Origin of the sequence: Flavobacterium sp. ALJ2, from assembly GCF_015594725.1 — a bacterium.
Taxonomy (GTDB): domain Bacteria; phylum Bacteroidota; class Bacteroidia; order Flavobacteriales; family Flavobacteriaceae; genus Flavobacterium.
The window spans coordinates 62,810-81,828 of record NZ_JADNRC010000007.1 but is presented as its reverse complement, the minus strand read 5'-3'; the positions used below and the strand labels follow the sequence as shown (position 1 = coordinate 81,828).

Genomic DNA, 19,019 nt, shown 5'->3' with positions numbered 1-19,019 from the left:
TGCCTGAGCATTAAACAATTCAGTAATGATAAAAGCATTTTTAAAAATCACATTTACTATTATTATGACTACACAAATTTCGAATGCACAAAAATATCCGTTAAAAGAAGATGTAACTACTATTAATGGAATTATGAAAGCTACTTATGAGGCAGTTTCCGGAGAAGCTGGCGAAAAAAGACAATGGGAACGTGATCTTTCACTTCATGATCCAAATGCAATTTATTCTTTTCCATTAGAAAACGCTGCAGAAAAACTACAACATACTACAATGACTCTTAAAGAGTTTCACAAAGAAACGGACGATATGGTTGCAAAAACAGCCTTTTATGAAAATGAAATAAACAGAGAAGTTCGTGTTTTCGGGAATATAGCTCACGTTTGGAGCACTTACGAAACTAGATTAGTAAAAAACGGTCCTGTTGCCCGAAGAGGCATTAACAGTATACAACTTTATTATAACGAAGGAAGATGGTGGATTATATCTTGGATTTTTGATAAAGAAAAAGAAAACCAAAAAATCCCGCAAACTTTCGATCCGAAATAATAACTCTACATTATCCTAACAGGTTTTAAAAACCTGTTAGGTATTTAGAATATTCATTATATCATACCTACAAGACTTAAAAAAAACCTTGCAGAATTAGAGTTCATATCAAAAAGCAAATTATCTCGCTTGAACGGCTGTATCTGTAAAATCGGAAAACACGCCGTCCAATCCTAATTTATAGAAAGCCTGATATTCTAAAGTTGGGTTGTTTTTATAATTACTCAACAATCGTTTCCCTTCATTTCTAAACGTATAAGCATGTACTAACAATCCTTTTTTATGCGCATCCGAGATTAAAGTTGTAGGTGGCAATGCTTCTTTATCAGCATCATCAACTTTTGCGTCGGCATTTATATCATCTGCCTTTCCATCGTTATTTATATCTGCTCCTTTATACGAAATGATAAAAGGTTTCCAAGGACCAATTCCTGTTGCATAGGTTTTAACAAAATCTAGACCTTCTTGTGTTCTAAAAAATCCATAATCTCTAGCATCTCCTTTTAGATGCCAATCATATGGTTTTCCATCAGAAATCATCCCTCCATCTGGAACTGCAAAAACTAAATCTCCGTTTAGAGCCACATCGTAACATCCTAACAACTGTATTGTTTTCACAGTTGATTTAGTTCTTATATATTGCAAATTAGAAACTTCAAATGACTGAATATAAACTGGAGACGAAACACTGTTCCAACCTTCGGCAGTTAACATCTCCAATAATTTATCGGTGATTTTTAAATTTAACGCTTCATGAAAAGAGGGATGTTTGGTTTCAGGATAAATCCCTATAACACGACCCAACTGTGCTGATTTTTGTTTTGCCAAAGCAATAACTTCTGCAAATGTTGGAATCGCGTACAAATTATTATATTGTTGAGAACGCTCCACAAAAGCTTGTTTTGCTTTTAATTGTTTAATTTCTGCCAAAGTAAAATCAGAAACAAACCAATCGGTTACCATTGCGCCATCAATATCTTTGGTAGTTTTTTTAGAAGCAAAAGCTGGAATTTCAGATACATTGGTAGTTCCGGACAACATTGGTTCGTGGCGTACTACAAGTTGCCCATCTTTTGTCATTACTAAATCTGGCTCTATAAAATCAGCTCCCATTTCAATAGCTTTAGTATATCCCTCAATAGTATGTTCTGGTAAATAACCCGATGCACCACGATGAGCCACTACAACAGGATCTGCACCAGTTAAAGTAGGATATTTTCCTTTTTCTGGTGTCTGATTATCATCATTCATATCACAAGCCAATAACAAAATTACACCACTTAAGAAAATTGTACTTTTTAAAATTTGAAATGAATTCATAGTTTATATTTTTAGCAAATAAATGCTATTTTCACTCCATAAACGTTAGCAATGAGTTAAGTATCAGTTATACTTTTCTTCTAAAAAACAGAATTAAAAACATATTCTTCAGCAGTTTCTATGAAACCAAAATATTCGTTTCTATAATAAGACCCGAACTAAATCATCTAGATAACTAATTACATGTGGTGTGTAAACAAGTTTTATTTCTCCCACCATTCACGTATTCGTTTAATAGATTCAGCTTTTGCTTCCTCTGGTGTAAGTCCATTTTTCATCTCTTCATCAAAATCAAAAGTAGCTCTATCGATTCCTTTAAATTTAGTCTTAGAAACTTCATAAGCAACCGAAGGCTCTTCTACTTTATTTATTTTAGGATTTTCTTTTTTAGCATTCATAATGAATTTATTTAACAATCAAATTTACAACATTTTACACTTAACAAAAAATCCCAAACTATCAAGATGACAATTTGAGACTTCTATATAATTAGAAACAAAATTTTTATACAATCCTTTTTTCTTTCTTTTTATAATTGATAATAAAAACTCCTGATATAATAAGTGCTGTAGCAATAATAAAATCGGCTGTAATTACTTCATCTAACAACAACCAACCTAGAAAAACGGCGATTATAGTATTAATGTAAGACAAAATAGAAACTTGAATAGCCGTTACTCGTTTTAAAGCATAATGATAAGAGAAAAAAGCAAGTATCGACCCAAAAACAGACAAATATAAAGCTGCAAAAATACTTCTTGTACTCCATAAACTTACATCTGGATTTGGAGAAAAAATAAAAGCCAAAACCAACTGAACTAAAGTAGCAATAGTAAATTGATAAAATAAATTCAGTTTAATATTATTCGATTTATGAACATGGCTCTTGGTATAAATTGTTCCCGAAGCCCAACCTAAAATTGCTAAACTCATAAATATAAGTCCGTGTTGATAATTAGAATCCAAAAATGAACCTAGTCCATCTTTAAAAATAAAAACAACTCCCGTAAAACCAATTACAACACCTATAAAACCTTTTAAACTTGGTTTTTGCAATCCAAACAAAACACTACCTATAAAGATAAGCACCGGAGATAACGCGCTCATTATCGATGCTAGTCCACTTGGTAAAGTTTGTTCGGCAACGGTGGTAAAACCGTTCGCAACAACAATCATTAATAAAGATGGAATTAATTGGTATTTAAAATTCTCCCATCCAATCCATTTTAGCTCTTTTTTAAATAATAAAATTACCATTATAATTAATCCTGCCAAACCTTGACGGATAGAAGTTACAAACCATGGCGGAATTGTTTCTACCGCAACCCTGATTCCCAAAAAAGTTGTTCCCCATACAATTCCCACTGTAGCCATACAGAGAAATAATTTATAATCTGGATTTTGTTTCATCACTTGATGCTGTATGTATTTAATAAAAAAGTCCCAAATTATTATTGTATAATTTGGGACTTTTAAAATAGTATCTATTTAAACTAAGAAATTTTATTCCTTATCTTTTGTTCCCATTTCCATGCGCTCCTCATTGCTTCATCTAGCGTTGATTGTGCTTTCCAACCCAGCACATCGTTAGCTTTTGTCGTATTTGCATAGGCCTCGGTAATATCTCCTTCTCTTCGTGCTACAACCTTATATGGTAATTTTTCATCACTTACCTTCTCAAAGCTCATAATCACCTCAAGAACAGAACTTCCTTTTCCTGTTCCCAGATTAAATGTTTCTACTTTATCGAGATTCTTTTTATTCAATAGCCGCTGCAGAGCTACAACATGCGCTTTTGCCAAATCGACGACATGAATATAATCTCGAACACAAGTACCATCAGTTGTAGGATAATCATCTCCATAAACAGACAATTCTTTACGTAATCCTATTCCGGTTTGTGTAATAAAAGGAACTAAATTCTGAGGAACTCCAATTGGTAACTCTCCTATTTCTATTGAGGGATGCGCTCCAATTGGATTAAAATAACGCAATAAAATTGCATTAATATTAGTCGCTTTTGCAGTATCTCTGATAATTTCTTCTCCTATTTTCTTAGTATTTCCGTATGGAGATATAGGCTGTTGCACAGGAGCATCTTCTGTAATTGGCATTTTTTCTGCTTGACCGTAAACCGTACAAGAAGAACTAAAAATAAAACTAGCTTCTGGTTTTTGTTGTAGTTCTTGTAAAAGATATACTAAACTACTAATATTGTTTTCGTAGTACAAAAGTGGGTTTTCGACACTTTCGCCAACTGCCTTCGAAGCCGCAAAATGAATCACACCAGTAACATCATCATATTTTTTAAAGAAATTTTGTACCGCTGCTTTTTCTCTTAAATCTAATTTTTCGAATAGAGGCATTTTACCTGTAATGGCTACGATTCCTTTTAAAACATTTTCTGAAGAATTAGAGAGATTATCGATTATTATAACTTCAAAGCCTTCTTTTTGCAATTCGACTACAGTATGCGAACCTATAAATCCTAATCCTCCTGTTACTAATACTTTCATTTTCTGGTTGTTTTTTGGCTATTTATTTGATTTGGTTTATTTCAAAAACTCAATTACACTATCTGTAATAAACTTAATTTGTTCATCGTCAAGTTCTGTATGCATTGGCAATGAAAGTACTTCTTGCACCAATTGATTAGTTACTGGAAAATATTCTTCTTTATAACGAACATCAACATATGCTTTTTGCGAATGCAATGGAATTGGATAATAAATTGCACAAGGAATTCCTTTATCCTGTAAGTGTTGCAACAATCCGTTTCTATCAGCATTTATAATTCGCAAAGTATATTGATGAAAAACGTGATCATTTTCGTTAGCATTAAATGAAGGCGTAATAATATTAGCATGCCCAGCTAACGCAGCATTATATTTAGTTGCAGCTTCACGACGTGCTTTATTATATTCATTTAATAACGGAAGTTTCACATTCAAAACTCCTGCCTGAATACTATCTAAACGTGAATTCACCCCCACAACATCATGATGGTACCGCTCGTACATTCCGTGATTTACAATTCCACGAATAATGTGTGCCAAAGCATCATCATTGGTAAAAATAGCTCCACCATCTCCATAACAACCTAAATTTTTAGACGGAAAAAAAGAAGTTGCAGCTACATGCCCCATAACTCCCACTTTGGTTGTAGTACCAGATTTAGAAACATAATCAGCTCCTATTGCTTGTGCATTATCTTCTATTACATACAAATTATGTGCTGCTGCAAGTTCCATAATAGCATCCATATTAGCTGCACGACCAAATAAATGTACTGGAACGATTGCTTTTGTTTTTGGAGTTATTGCTTTTTTAATAGCATCGATAGAAATATTCATACTATCCATTTCAACATCTACCAAAACTGGCGTTAATTGTAACAAAGCAATTACCTCAACAGTGGCTGCAAAAGTAAAATCAGCAGTAATAACCTCATCCCCTGGTTTTAAATCAAGACCCATCATTGCAATTTGTAATGCATCAGTACCATTTGCACAAGGAATAACATGTTTTACTCCTAAATAGGTTTCAAGGTTTTTTTGAAATTGATGTACCAACGGCCCATTTATATATGTATTTGTATCTAAAACGTCTTGAATTGAAGCATTTACTGCTACTTTTATTTTATCATATTGACTTTTTAAGTCAACCATTTGAATTTTTTTCATTTCGATATTCTAATTTAAAGTTTGCATTTCCAAATAAAGAAAGCCGCATCTTAATTGACTTTCAAAATAATACTTCCGAAAACGAGGAACAAAAATAGTTATTTAATGAGTTTAAACCAATGAAAATAATTGAAAGAAACGTATTTTAGCCCCAAATATCCAACTATGCTTTTCTTATACAATCTAATCGTTATTATTGTAAGCTTTTTATTAAAAATAGTAGCTCTTTTTAGTCGTAAAATCAAACTCTTTGTAGATGGCAGAAAAAGTATTTTTACTACTCTACAAGAAAAAATAAAACCTACAGACAAAACGATTTGGTTTCATGCTGCTTCACTAGGGGAATATGAACAAGGTTTACCTGTCATTGAAAAAATTAAAGAAAAATATCCTTCACATAAAATCATTGTTACTTTCTTTTCTCCATCAGGTTATGAAGTTCGAAAAAATAACGCTGTTGCTGATGTTACACTTTACTTACCGCTGGACACAAAACAAAATGCGAAAAAATTTTTAAAACTAGCTCATCCTGAAATAGTTTTCTTTATTAAATATGAATTTTGGCTAAATTACCTTAATGAATTAAAAAAGAACAACACCCCAACCTATTTAGTTTCAGGAATATTTAGAGACAATCAGATTTTCTTTAAATGGTATGGTGCTTTTTACAAAAAAGCACTTGATGCATTTACTTATTTTTTCGTTCAAAACGAAAGTTCTAAAAACAAAATTGAATCTATTGGCTATAAGAACGTAATTGTTTCGGGAGATACTAGATTTGATCGTGTAGTTGCCATTCTAGAACGCAATAACACTTTAGATTTTATTTCCGAATTTAAAAACAATACAACCACTATTGTTATTGGCAGTTCATGGCCTAAAGATGAGGTTTTACTAACTGAGTACATCAATACTACCCAAGAGCCTGTAAAATTCATTATTGCTCCTCATAATATCAAACCAGAACAAATTACTGCTCTCCAACGATCTATTACCAAAAAGACAATCTTATTTTCTGAAAAAGAAAGTAAAAATCTAGCAGATTATGATGTCTTTATCATTGATACTATCGGAATATTAACCAAAATATACAGCTATGCAACAATTGCATATGTAGGTGGTGGTTTTGGAAACCCAGGTGTTCATAATATTCTTGAACCAGCAACTTTTGGTCTTCCTATTATAATTGGACCAAATTATTCTCATTTTGCCGAAGCAACTGAACTTGTTCAATTAGGTGGTTGCATTTCTATATCCAATGCAACAGAATTAGAGACTACATTCAACAGCCTCATTTCAAACCCAAATTACCTCAATGAAAAAGGCCAAATTTGTAATTTTTATGTACAAAATAAAAAGGGCGCAACAGACACAATTATGAGCGCAATTTAATCTGACTCCCTAATTTTTCCTAAAATATGTTATTCAAATCATAATTTTTTATTGTCTGAGAATGAAAATCAATTTATAATCTTAATTACACACCACTAACACTTACTCTTTTTTATTACACTAAATTCAATCAAAAATAAAAAAAACACCGTATTTACTAGCCTTCCAAAGTATCCTTCTTTAATTAAATACAAATTCACCACATAAAAAAGTCTTTTAACATTTTTGGCACGTTAATTGATATTAAGATAAACGTAGGCAATGAAGAATATTTTAAAAAAAAAATAAAAAAATATTTTACATATTAAAAAATTTATATCTTTGCCACGAATTAATAATTAACCTTTTATAATAAAGTAAGATGAAAAAAGTATTTTTAAGTTTAGCTGTTGTTGCTGTTTTAACTGTTGTATCTTGTAAAAAAGCTGACGCTGCTCCTGCTGACGACGCTTCTGCTGTAGTTGATTCTGCTGCTGTTGTTGTTGATTCTGCTGCTGCTGTAGTTGATTCTGCTGCTGTTGTAGTTGATTCTGCTGCTGCTACTGCTACTGAAGCTGCAAAAACTGCAACTGAAGCTGCAAAAAAATAATTAGAACTTAGATTCTAAAATTTTTAAAGCCATCCACTTATTGTGAGATGGCTTTTTTATTGGATTAAACTTTAGCTTTACATTTTAAGCAAAAAAAGGAGAGCATTTTGACAAGTCAAAATGCTCTCCTTTTTTTATTTCAATTTCCCTATCTAATCCTCAAAAACAAAATCACTCACAGAGAAATCCAAAATCTCAGCTTTAGATCCATAAGTAACAATCTCTTTTATTCCTTTCTGAAGAAGCAACTCTGTTGTATATTTTCTACTCGTTGCAAAATGATTATCATTAAAAACCAACTTAAAAAAATACTTCCCTCCAGACGATTTAAACTTCAAAAATTTAGCCGATTCTATATTGCCCTTAAATTTCTCAATTTCCTCCTCACACTCAAATTTAAGCTCATAACTAAGACTTGTAAAGATGACCTTCCCTTTTCTGGAAGTAAACACAAATTTATACTCATCATTAAACCTCTTACTTATTACGAAAGCACCCATTTATTTTTTAGATTATTTTTTAGATTATTATCCCGACAGCCACCGGAATTAAAGTTAACGAAGATTCGCTCAAAACTCAAAACCAAACAATATAAGCTTACTTACAAATTACAGACTTATGTAAAATAAAAAAACCTCTTCAAAAAGAAGAGGTTTCTTGTACTCAGAGCGGGACTTGAACCCGCACGAACATTGCTGTTCACTGGATTTTAAGTCCAGCGTGTCTACCAATTTCACCATCCGAGCATTATATGATATTGAGCGAAAAACGGGGCTCGAACCCGCGACCTCGACCTTGGCAAGGTCGCGCTCTACCAACTGAGCTATTTTCGCGTTTCATTTATGCTTAAGAACTGCAACACTTGAATTGTTCTGTATTGCGAGTGCAAATTTAGGACATTTATTGAATTAAACAAGCCTTTTTCAAAAAAAAATCACAAGAAAGCTATAACCTTCTGATAACGTAAACTTTAAAATTTAAATTATTTTCTTGTAATCATTCTTTTTATCTCATTAAGCTTCATCAGCGCTTCTACTGGGGTTATCGCATTTATATCCAGATTTAGAATCTCCTCTTTAATCTCTTCCAATAATGGATCATCTAGATTAAAGAAACTCATTTGCATTTCATCACTCTCCGATTTAATTCCGTTTAACGCATCACTTGAATGATCCTTCTCTAATTTCTTTAAAAGCTTTTGCGCTTTCAAGATTACAAGCTGAGGCATTCCAGCCATTTTTGCTACATGAATTCCAAAACTATGCGCACTACCTCCTTTTACAAGCTTTCGAATAAAAAGAACTGTATCTTTTAATTCTTTTACCGCAACGTTATAATTCTGGATTCTCGGAAGCGACTCGGTCATTTCATTCAACTCATGATAATGTGTAGCAAATAAAGTCTTCGGTCTTGATGGATGCTCATGCAAAAACTCAGCAATAGCCCACGCGATCGAAATTCCATCATACGTACTAGTCCCTCTTCCTATCTCATCTAGTAAAACTAAACTTCTGTCTGAAATATTATTCAAGATTGAAGCTGTTTCATTCATCTCAACCATAAAAGTCGATTCTCCCATCGAAATATTATCTGACGCTCCTACTCTGGTAAATATTTTATCAACCACACCCATTCTAACGCTATCTGCAGGAACAAAACTTCCCATTTGAGCCAGTAGTACAATTAAAGCGGTTTGACGCAAAATAGCCGACTTACCAGACATGTTGGGCCCCGTAATCATTATTAACTGTTGTGTTTCTCTATCCAAGAAAACATCATTAGCAATATACGGCACACCAACTGGTAATTGCTTCTCGATAACAGGATGTCTTCCATTTTTAATTTCTAATTCGAAAGTATCATCAATTTCTGGACAAACATATTTATTCTCGATTGCCAATTGTGTAAACGAACACAAACAATCTAGTTGTGCTACCAAGCTTGCGTTCATTTGCACTGGCTTAATATATGTTGTTATCCAAGAAACCAATTCCTCAAAAAGCTCTAACTCTATTTTATGAATTTTTTCTTCGGCTCCTAAAATTTTAGTTTCATACTCTTTTAGCTCTTCGGTAATATAACGTTCCGCATTTACCAAAGTTTGCTTACGAATCCATTCTGACGGTACTTTATCTTTATGTGTATTCCTAACTTCGATATAATATCCAAAAACATTATTAAAAGAAATTTTTAGAGAAGTAATTCCAGTTCGCTCCGACTCTCTTTTTTCAATTCCCTCTAAAAATTCTTTTCCTGAAGTAGAAATTGCTCGTAAATCATCTAACTCTTCGCTAATACCTTTTGCAATAGCATTACCTTTATTAATAGATACTGGTGCTGAATCTTGATTTAAAGTTGTTTTAATCTTTTCACGTAATAAATCACAACTATGCAAATTATCACCTATTGTTTTTACCGCTTTTTGTGAACTCTTAAGCGCAAGATCTTTTATAGGAATAATTGCATCTAGCGATTCTTTCAGATAAACTATCTCACGCGGAGAAACTTTACCTGCAGCAATTTTAGAAATCAAACGTTCTAAATCTGATATTTGCTTAATTTGATACTGTATATCATGCAATATTTCTTGATTTTCTTTTAAGTACGACACGACCTCATGACGACTCTTAATCTTATCACTATCTTTAAGAGGCAGTGCAAGCCAACGTTTTAACAAACGTCCACCCATTGGCGAAAGCGTCCTATCAATAACATCCAGAAGTGTAACTGCATTTGGATTATAACTATGATACAACTCCAAATTTCGAATCGTAAATCGATCCATCCACACATAAGCATCTTCTGCAATACGCTGAATTGTTGTTATATGCTGTACTCTATTATGTTGCGTTTCGGATAAATAATACAAAACAGCTCCCGAAGCAATAATTCCTTCTTTTAATTCTTCGATTCCAAAACCTTTTAAAGAAACTGTTTGAAAATGTTTAGTTAAAATTTCTAAAGCATAATCTTCTTTATAAATCCAGTCTTCTAAATAAAAACTATGAAAATCTTCTCCAAAAGCTTCTTTAAAATTATTTTTATCATGCTTTGGAACCAGAACTTCACTTGGGCTAAAATTCTGTAATAATTTATCAATATATTCGGCATTTCCTTGAGCTGTAAGGAATTCTCCCGTAGAAACATCCAAAAATGAAACTCCTATAGTTTTATTGGCAAAATAAACTGACGCCAAAAAGTTATTGGTTTTAGACTGCAACACTTCATCATTAAGAGAAACACCTGGAGTTACAAGCTCAGTAACACCTCTTTTAACGATTGTTTTAGTCATTTTTGGATCTTCTAGCTGATCACAAATTGCAACACGAAGCCCTGCTTTTACTAATTTTGGCAAATACGTATTAATAGAATGATGCGGAAAACCCGCCAAAGCAGTTTCTGTTTCTGAACCCGCTCCACGTTTTGTTAATGTTATACCAAGAATTTTAGAAGCCCTAATTGCATCTTCTCCAAAGGTTTCGTAAAAATCACCAACTCTAAAAAGCAAACATGCATCTGGATATTTTCTCTTGATTTCATTGTACTGTTTCATTAACGGTGTTTCTTTCACCACTTTCTCTTTAGCTGCCAAATTACTATGTTTTTTAAATGAAAAATTATAACAGCGAATTTATAAATTTTAAAGCGAATAAAGAATCACTGAAAAAATTAAAATATTTTTAAGGCAATTTTAAGTTACACTTTCAATATTTTACATAAATTTGTTAATAATTAAAAATTAAACTGAAAATGAAAAAAATAATTCTACTTGTAATGTTTACAGTATTAAGCGTTGCTACCTCTAATGCCCAAGCTAAAGCTAAAACTGCTAAAGTTGATGGTGCTGGGATGGTTTTTGTTAATGAAGTTATCGATTACGGAACAATTGCACAAAATGCAGATGGAAAACGTGAATTTGTATTTACTAACAACGGTAACAAGCCATTAATCATTACTAACACACAAGGATCTTGTGGATGTACAGTACCAACTTCTCCAAAAGAGCCTATCGCTCCAGGTGGAAAAGGTATTATTGGTGTAAAATACGCTACTGACAGAGTAGGTGCTTTTACTAAAACTGTAACAGTTACATCTAATGCAGCTGGACAACCTACAAAAATACTTACTATTAAAGGTACCGTTTTAGCAGCGAATGAAGCTCCAAAAAGCTAAATCGTAAAACAACCACAAAAATAAACGAAAAGCTTCCTTACATTTGGAAGCTTTTTTTATTACTAGAATTTAAATATTTATGAGAAAACTCGAAAACAGCGAACTCGAAAGAAAATCTATTACCGATTTTAAAAAATCAGAAAAAACACCTCTTATTTTAGTATTAGATGATATTCGTAGTTTACACAATATAGGCTCTGTGTTTCGAACTGCAGATGCATTTTTGATAGAAAAAATAATCTTATGTGGCATCACTGCCACTCCACCCAACAAAGAAATTCACAAAACCGCACTTGGCGCCACCGAAACTGTTACTTGGGAACATCATGAAAATGTATTAGAAGTAATTGAAAATCTAAAAAAAGAAAACATTACAACTCTTGCAATTGAACAAGTTGAAAGTGCTGTTTTTTTACAAGATTTTGAAATAGAGAAAGACAAGAAATATGCTCTAGTTTTTGGAAATGAGGTATATGGTGTCGCTCAGGAAGCTGTTGCAATTTGTGATGGTTGTATCGAAATTCCGCAATTAGGAACCAAACATTCTCTTAATATATCTGTAAGTGCAGGAATTGTTGTTTGGGATTTATTCCAAAAAATGAATTGGCCAAAATAAAACAACTTTAGCTCTATCATAATGAAATTCAAGCGTTTGACTTATCTCTTAATTGGTTTATCAATATTTCTTTTCTCAGGAATATGGGCTTTTAAAAAATTTAATTTTAATACAGAACATACCATAGGACAGCCTTTGGACAGTTTAAATGGCGTTCGTGTTTATTACAATGGCGGAGTAAATAATGTTACTGATAGAAATCTTACTGCAGACAATTACAATCTTGGCTTAAAATACCAATGTGTAGAATTTGTAAAGAGGTATTATTACGAACATTTTGATCATCAGATGCCTGATAGTTATGGTCATGCCAAAGACTTTTTTAACGCAGATCTTAAAGATGGGCAGAGAAATGAAAAAAGAAATTTGGTACAATATACCAATCCGAGTGTGAGTAAACCAAAAGCTGATGATCTTTTAATTTATAGCGGAACTCTTTTTAACCGATTCGGACACGTTGCAATTGTCTCGAATGTTACTGATAATGAGATTGAAATAATTCAGCAAAATCCAGGTCCGTTTAGTAAATCGAGAGAAGTTTTTTCTTTAATCAATAAAGAAGGTAAATGGATCATTGACAATGATCGAATCCTGGGTTGGCTAAGAAAAGAATAGTTATCCTGTTTTTTTCTTAATCTCCTCTAAAACAAAAAGATAGTCTTCATGTTTTTTTACAAAATCGCGGTCTGAAACATCAATAATCAGAACATTCAAATCAGGTTGTGACTTAATATACTCCAAATACCCATTATTGATTTTATCTAAATATTCAGCCGAAATATTTTGCTCATAGCTTCTGCCTCGCTTTTTTATATTATGCAATAATCGTTCTGTATTTTGATATAAATAAACATACAAATCTGGTTTTGGCATTTCCTTATAGATAATATCAAAAAGGTTTCGATACAAGCGATATTCATCTTCTGCAAGTGTTATTTTGGCAAAGATTAATGATTTAAAAATATGATAATCGGCTACGATAAAATCTTTAAATAAATCAAATTGCGCTAAATCATCAGATAATTGCTGATATCGATCTGCCAGAAAAGACATTTCGAGCGGAAAAGCATATCGATTTTGATCTTTATAAAATTTAGGTAAAAAAGGATTGTCTGCAAAACGCTCTAATACTGTTTTAGCATTAAAATCATCGGCTATTTTATGACCTAAAGTTGTTTTTCCAGCACCAATATTTCCTTCAAAAGCAATATAATTAAATTGTTGCATTGGAATTTCCTGCAACGGGCTTTTCAAATCCTGAACAACTGTACAAACACTATCGTCAGGAGATATCGCAATTAATTCTGAAATTGTTTTTTGAAAAATCGGATGTTTCCAATTTAAATTTAAATCTTGGATGGGCATCAAAACAAAATTCCGATTTTGCATCAAAGGATGTGGTATCTGAAGTTTATCAGTATTAATAACCTCATCTTCATAAATAATCAAATCAATATCTATTAGTCGGGATTGATATCCTTGTTGTTCTGAACGAATACGCCCTAATTGTTTTTCTACTTTTAGAACCTGACTTAATATTTTTTGTGCTGATGCATTGGTATGTAAAGTCAAGGCACAATTATAAAACGCATCACTCTCAAAACCCCAAGCCGGTGTTTCATATAACTTCGAAACCTGAACAACAGTACCTATTTCCTGATGTATCAGATTAATGCAGTTTTCTATGTTTGCTAACCTATTTCCCTGGTTACTTCCAATGGATAAAACGACCTGATATTGTGATTTCATAATTAGATGCAAATTAACTAAAAGTATTTTAGAAATAGAATATATTTGTATAACGACTTATAACAAAATAAAAAAAATAAAGTCGCGATTTGTAACATTTTAGCTTTTTAGCTACTTATTAAAAAAATGTAATTATGAAATTTTTAGGAAATGTAATAGCTACCGTAATCGGTATTTTTGTTTTTTTTATGCTGTCTTTTTTTGGAATAATGTTATTAGCTGCTCTTTTTGGAGGCGATAGTAATGCTGTTACAGTAAAAAGTGACTCTGTAATTGAACTTGATTTAAGAAAAATACAAAATGATTATGCTGGAAAATACAAAGACCCTTGGGTAACTATTTTTTCTGAGCAAAAAGGTATTGGTCTAACAGATATCATTAATGCCATAGATGTCGCAAAAACAGATGATAACATTAAAGGAATTTCGATTCTTAATGATGCTTCATCTTTAGGAATGGCACAAAGTAAAGATTTACGAAATGCTCTTGAAAGTTTTAAAAAATCAGGAAAGTTTGTAATGGCTTATTCTAATGCATATTCTCAAAAAGAATACTATTTAAATTCGGTTGCAAATACAATTTATCTAAATCCTGTTGGTGATTTAGATTTTAAAGGGCTGTCTTCTGAAATTATGTTTTTTAAAGATTTTCAAGAGAAATCAGGTATCCATATGGAGGTAATTCGTCATGGGAAATACAAAAGTGCTGTTGAACCATTTCTTGAAAACAAAATGAGCGATGCCAACAGAGAACAAACTGGCGCTTTATTAAACTCTATTTGGAATACTGTTGTTGCTGATATTTCTAAAAGCCGTAACATTCCGGTTACCCGATTAAATGAAATCGCGAATGGACTTTTGGCAAGAACACCACAAATGGCAAAAGCCGAGCGTCTTGTTGATATTATTGCCTACGAAGATGTATATCATGATGCTATCAAAAAAGCATTGAAAGTAACAGGCGATGATGATTATAACAAAGTTTCTATCTCTGATTACACACAAAATATTATTACAACTGCTGTTAGCTCTAATTCTTCAAGCGACCAAATCGCAATTATCTATGCTCAGGGAGAAATTCAAAGCGGTGAAGGTGATGTAACTGTTATTGGCGAAGGATCTATGCGTCGTTCACTACAAGAAGCCCGTAAAAACAAAGATGTAAAAGCAATAGTACTTAGAATTGATAGTCCTGGAGGAAGTGCCTTAACTTCTGATTTGATTTGGAGAGAGGTAGAATTGACTAAAAAAGTAAAACCTGTAGTTGTTTCTATGGGTAATTATGCAGCATCTGGAGGATATTATATTGCTTGTAATGCTAATAAAATATTTGCCGAAAGCAATACAATAACTGGTTCTATTGGAGTTTTTGGAGTACTTCCAAATTTCACTCCTTTGGCAAATAAACTAGGAATTAATACTGAACAAGTAAAAACTCATGACAATGCTGCCAACTATAGCCCATTTGTACCTTTGGATGAAAACTTCAAAGCTGTAACATTAGAAGGTGTTGAACATATTTACAAAACTTTTGTAACTCATGTTGCCGAAGGAAGAAAAATGACTTTTGATCAAGTTGATGCTATTGCACAAGGAAGAGTTTGGGCTGGTTCTGAAGCCGTAAAAATTGGGCTTGTAGATAAAATTGGAGGCTTAAATGATGCGATAGCTGAAGCTGCAACTCTTGCTAAAATAAAAGACTATAGCACACAAAACTATCCAGAATACGAAAAGAAGTTCAATGATATGTTGCAAAGTTTGCCTTTTGCAAAATCAAAAGAGAATTTCATTAAAGAAGAAATAGGTGAAGAAAATTATTTTATTATCGAGCAAGTAAAAAGATTACAAAATAAAAAAGGAGTCCAAGCAATGATGCCTTTTCAAATTAATATTCAATAATTAAACTTCATTACATATTACAATCCGTTTGAGTCTAACTTAAACGGATTTTTTGTTTTATATAAATCGCTTAAAGTTAACTCAGGTTTAATTTACTGGTAACATATATAACTGCATCTTGTTGCTACTTTAGCCGAAATATTGCAAGGTCAGTTATACAAGCTTTTAAGACATTTTACGCTAGTAGAATTCATAACAATATTACCCTGTTTATTTTTTTGAATAGCTTACTCATATCCAACCCCTCGATATGTAGTAGGCTATTTTTTTCTATAAAAAAAGATAAAGCTTACAAATGAATATGCTTAAATTCCTTTTTATAAAAATTTTGAAGAAGGAATCACTCATAAAAGTTTATTTTTGCAATAAACAGGCACAGAAATTGCTTGTAATAACTGAATCCAAATAACTACTTATATGCTAAAGAAAACTCTGAAAATCGCAGGAATAGTAATCCTTTTACTAATTGCTTCGTTGTTTGCAATTCCGTATTTTTTTAAAGACCAGATAAAAGCCAAAATATCTGAAGCTATCAATGAAAGTGTTGATGCCAAAGTTAGTTTTGTAGATGCTGATTTGAGTTTATTTAAAAACTTCCCGAATGCTAACGTTTCCATAGAAAAACTAGTGATTATCAACAAAGCTCCTTTTGAAGGTGATACATTAGTTTCATTGGGTGAATTAAATTTAAAGATGAGTATCAAAGAGCTTTTCAAAGGAAAAGACGAACCTTTGAATATTCAGGGAATCGACACTAAAAATGGATTAATCAATATTATATTCGATAAAAATGGTGTTGGGAATTTTGACATTGCATTAAAAAAAGACGAATCTAAAAAAGATGAGACAGCTAGCAAACCACTTGCTTTAAAAATCCAAGGTTATAAAATTGAAAATTTCACTTTTAGATATTTTGATCAAAGCTCAAAAATAAAAATGGTTATCGATAGCTTGAATCATGAAGGGAAAGGTGATTTCACAGCTTCACTATTGGATTTAACGACAAAATCGACCGCCAAAGTATCTTTGGATATGGACAAGATAAATTACATGAAAAATGTATCACTAACTCTTGATGCCGTTTTAGGTATTGATTTAGAAAAAAACAAATATACTTTTAAAGAAAATAAAGCTTTAATTAATCAGTTGCCTTTAGAATTTGATGGCTTTATTCAAATGGTTGAAGGTGGTCAACAATATGATTTAAAATTTAAAACACCTACCTCATCATTTACAAACTTCTTAGGTCTAATTCCTTCTGCTTATGCATCTGGATTAGATGGTGTAAAAACTACAGGAGATTTTACGATTGTAGGATTTGCAAAAGGCTTATTTTCAGACACTACTGTTCCTAAATTTAATATTGCAATTGCATCCAACAATGCTTCGTTTAAATATCCAAACTTACCAAAATCAGTTCAGAACATTGTAATTGACACTAAGATCATAAACGAAACTGGAGTTTTAAATGATACGTATGTAAATTTGGATAAACTTTCGTTCAAGATTGATCAAGATGTTTTTAGTGCTAAAGCAAATATCAAGAACATTACTGTTAATCCTATTGTAGATGCTGCATTAAAAGGAACTATTAATTTAGCCAATCTTTCTAAAGCATATCCTATAAAAATGGATAAACCATTGTCTGGTATTTTAAAAGCTGATGTGACTACTAATTTTGATATGGCTTCAGTTGAAAAAAGTCAATATCAAAACATAAAAAATGCGGGTACAATGAGCTTATCTGGATTTAAATATACAGATGAGAACAACAAATCAATGAATATTAGTACTGCTTTGGTTCAGTTTAATCCAAGTACAATTAACTTAAAACAATTTGATGCTACAACTGGAAAAAGTGATATTAGCATCAATGGTGTTCTTGAAAACTTCTATGGTTTTATGTTTAAGAAACAAGAGCTTAGAGGAAATTTCAACATGAGCTCAAACCAATTGGCTGTTGATGACTTTATGACTACAGGAGAACCTGCTCCAGCTAAAACAGAAATAGATTCTAAAGCCAAAGCTAAACCAGCCGAAGCAATGAAAATTCCAGCTTTCTTAAATTGTACTTTGACTGCAAAAGCAAATACAGTTTTGTATGATAATTTAAAACTAACAAATGTTGCTGGAAAAATAATTGTAAAAGACGAAAAAGCAACTTTAGAGAACTTTAAAACATCAATTTTTGGAGGAACTATTGGCTTAAATGGGACTGTTTCAACAAAAGAAAAAGTTCCTACTTTTAATATGAATTTAGGATTCAATCAAGTTGATATTGCACAATCATTCACGCAACTAGATATGTTGAAAAAGATTGCTCCGATAGCAGGAATTATCAATGGTAAAATAAATTCAACTATAAAACTTAATGGAAATCTAAATGCTACTGAATTAACTCCAGATTTAAAATCAATTTCAGGAGATTTGATAGGACAATTACTTTCGACAACTGTTAATCCTAAAAATTCGACTGTATTAAATGCTTTAACTTCTAATATTAAATTCCTTGATGTTAATAAGCTAAACCTAAATGATTTAAAAGTTGGACTTACATTTGAGAATGGAAAAGTAAACGTAAAACCTTTTGATATAAAATATCAGGATATAAAAGCTACAATTGGTGGAACGCATGGTTTTGACCAAACAATGAATTACAACATTAAACTTGATGTTCCTGCAAAATATCTTGGATCTGAAGCCAATGCGTTTATTGCAAAATTATCTCCTACTGATGCTGCTAAACTAGAAAACATTCCGATTAACGCTTTATTAACTGGAAATTTTTCTAATCCGAAAGTATCTACCGACATGAAAAGTGCTGTTACAAGTTTAACCACTCAATTGGTTAATCAGCAAAAAGAAAAACTGACAAAACAAGGAACTACTGCTTTAACCGATTTGATTAATAAAAACACCAAATCAAAAGACACTACAAAAGCTGGCGCTGCTAATAAAGAAAAAACTACCGAACAGGTGAATAAAGCTGCCGATTTATTAAACGGTTTGTTTAAGAAAAAGAAAAAAGAAGAGCCTGCGACGACTCCATAAA

At 32.1% G+C, this 19,019-nt stretch carries 16 protein-coding genes and 2 tRNA genes; 8 read left to right on the top strand and 10 right to left on the bottom strand.

Going from position 1 to position 19,019, the window contains the following annotated elements; genetic code table 11:
* The first annotated feature begins 25 nt into the window (after positions 1 to 25).
* The gene (locus tag IUY40_RS09775; RefSeq protein ID WP_229335489.1) at positions 26 to 547 is read left to right on the top strand and encodes a hypothetical protein; all 522 of its coding nucleotides are present in this window, start codon (positions 26 to 28) and stop codon (positions 545 to 547) included.
* Positions 548 to 667: 120 nt separating this feature from the next.
* On the opposite strand, the gene IUY40_RS09770 is transcribed toward IUY40_RS09775, so the two are convergent.
* The 5 genes from IUY40_RS09770 to IUY40_RS09750 all read right to left on the bottom strand — a co-directional run bounded on the left by IUY40_RS09770 (position 668) and on the right by IUY40_RS09750 (position 5,550).
* Positions 668 to 1,867, bottom strand: a complete 1,200-nt coding sequence (locus tag IUY40_RS09770) for a glycerophosphodiester phosphodiesterase (protein ID WP_195736685.1) — start codon at positions 1,865 to 1,867, stop codon at positions 668 to 670.
* 203 nt (positions 1,868 to 2,070) lie between these two features.
* Positions 2,071 to 2,265: a hypothetical protein gene (locus tag IUY40_RS09765; protein WP_195736684.1), complete on the bottom strand. Its 195-nt coding sequence runs from the start codon at positions 2,263 to 2,265 to the stop codon at positions 2,071 to 2,073.
* A 106-nt stretch (positions 2,266 to 2,371) separates the two neighbouring features.
* Positions 2,372 to 3,277: an EamA family transporter gene (locus IUY40_RS09760; RefSeq protein ID WP_195736683.1), complete on the bottom strand. Its 906-nt coding sequence runs from the start codon at positions 3,275 to 3,277 to the stop codon at positions 2,372 to 2,374.
* A gap of 83 nt (positions 3,278 to 3,360) precedes the next feature.
* Complete coding sequence (galE, locus tag IUY40_RS09755; RefSeq protein WP_195736682.1) at positions 3,361 to 4,383, bottom strand: UDP-glucose 4-epimerase GalE; 1,023 nt, start codon at positions 4,381 to 4,383, stop codon at positions 3,361 to 3,363.
* 36 nt (positions 4,384 to 4,419) lie between these two features.
* A complete protein-coding gene (locus IUY40_RS09750) occupies positions 4,420 to 5,550 on the bottom strand; it encodes a DegT/DnrJ/EryC1/StrS family aminotransferase (RefSeq protein ID WP_195736681.1) in 1,131 nt (376 codons plus the stop codon).
* Between the two features lie 165 nt (positions 5,551 to 5,715).
* Between IUY40_RS09750 and IUY40_RS09745 the strand changes: the two genes are divergently transcribed.
* Both IUY40_RS09745 and IUY40_RS09740 read left to right on the top strand, forming a co-directional pair.
* Complete coding sequence (locus IUY40_RS09745) at positions 5,716 to 6,942, top strand: glycosyltransferase N-terminal domain-containing protein (protein WP_195736680.1); 1,227 nt, start codon at positions 5,716 to 5,718, stop codon at positions 6,940 to 6,942.
* A 361-nt stretch (positions 6,943 to 7,303) separates the two neighbouring features.
* Positions 7,304 to 7,531 carry a hypothetical protein gene (locus IUY40_RS09740; protein WP_195736679.1) on the top strand — a complete coding sequence of 76 codons (228 nt, stop codon included), beginning with the start codon at positions 7,304 to 7,306 and terminating at the stop codon, positions 7,529 to 7,531.
* Between the two features lie 152 nt (positions 7,532 to 7,683).
* Here the strand turns inward: IUY40_RS09740 and IUY40_RS09735 are convergent, their stop codons facing one another.
* The 4 genes from IUY40_RS09735 to mutS all read right to left on the bottom strand — a co-directional run bounded on the left by IUY40_RS09735 (position 7,684) and on the right by mutS (position 11,123).
* Entirely contained in the window at positions 7,684 to 8,031 is a 348-nt protein-coding gene (locus IUY40_RS09735) for a DUF1508 domain-containing protein (RefSeq protein ID WP_195736678.1), read from the bottom strand.
* Positions 8,032 to 8,191: 160 nt separating this feature from the next.
* Positions 8,192 to 8,277, bottom strand: a tRNA-Leu gene (locus IUY40_RS09730).
* 14 nt (positions 8,278 to 8,291) lie between these two features.
* Positions 8,292 to 8,364 (bottom strand) — tRNA-Gly (locus tag IUY40_RS09725).
* A gap of 149 nt (positions 8,365 to 8,513) precedes the next feature.
* Positions 8,514 to 11,123 (bottom strand): DNA mismatch repair protein MutS, encoded by a 2,610-nt coding sequence (gene mutS, locus IUY40_RS09720; protein WP_195736677.1) that lies wholly within the window; start codon positions 11,121 to 11,123, stop codon positions 8,514 to 8,516.
* 158 nt (positions 11,124 to 11,281) lie between these two features.
* Between mutS and IUY40_RS09715 the strand changes: the two genes are divergently transcribed.
* The 3 genes from IUY40_RS09715 to IUY40_RS09705 all read left to right on the top strand — a co-directional run bounded on the left by IUY40_RS09715 (position 11,282) and on the right by IUY40_RS09705 (position 12,935).
* A complete protein-coding gene (locus IUY40_RS09715; protein WP_129540884.1) occupies positions 11,282 to 11,704 on the top strand; it encodes a DUF1573 domain-containing protein in 423 nt (140 codons plus the stop codon).
* Between the two features lie 79 nt (positions 11,705 to 11,783).
* Positions 11,784 to 12,320, top strand: coding sequence for an RNA methyltransferase (locus tag IUY40_RS09710; protein WP_195736676.1), 537 nt, complete (start codon positions 11,784 to 11,786; stop codon positions 12,318 to 12,320).
* A 21-nt stretch (positions 12,321 to 12,341) separates the two neighbouring features.
* The gene (locus IUY40_RS09705) at positions 12,342 to 12,935 is read left to right on the top strand and encodes a CHAP domain-containing protein (protein WP_195736675.1); all 594 of its coding nucleotides are present in this window, start codon (positions 12,342 to 12,344) and stop codon (positions 12,933 to 12,935) included.
* On the opposite strand, the gene folK is transcribed toward IUY40_RS09705, so the two are convergent.
* Positions 12,936 to 14,069 carry a 2-amino-4-hydroxy-6-hydroxymethyldihydropteridine diphosphokinase gene (gene folK / locus IUY40_RS09700; RefSeq protein ID WP_195736674.1) on the bottom strand — a complete coding sequence of 378 codons (1,134 nt, stop codon included), beginning with the start codon at positions 14,067 to 14,069 and terminating at the stop codon, positions 12,936 to 12,938.
* A 134-nt stretch (positions 14,070 to 14,203) separates the two neighbouring features.
* Here folK and sppA point away from each other — a divergent pair, with 134 nt between their 5' ends.
* Complete coding sequence (sppA, locus tag IUY40_RS09695) at positions 14,204 to 15,967, top strand: signal peptide peptidase SppA (protein ID WP_195736673.1); 1,764 nt, start codon at positions 14,204 to 14,206, stop codon at positions 15,965 to 15,967.
* 417 nt (positions 15,968 to 16,384) lie between these two features.
* A complete protein-coding gene (locus IUY40_RS09690) occupies positions 16,385 to 19,018 on the top strand; it encodes an AsmA family protein (protein ID WP_195736672.1) in 2,634 nt (877 codons plus the stop codon).
* The last annotated feature ends 1 nt before the right edge of the window (position 19,019 follow it).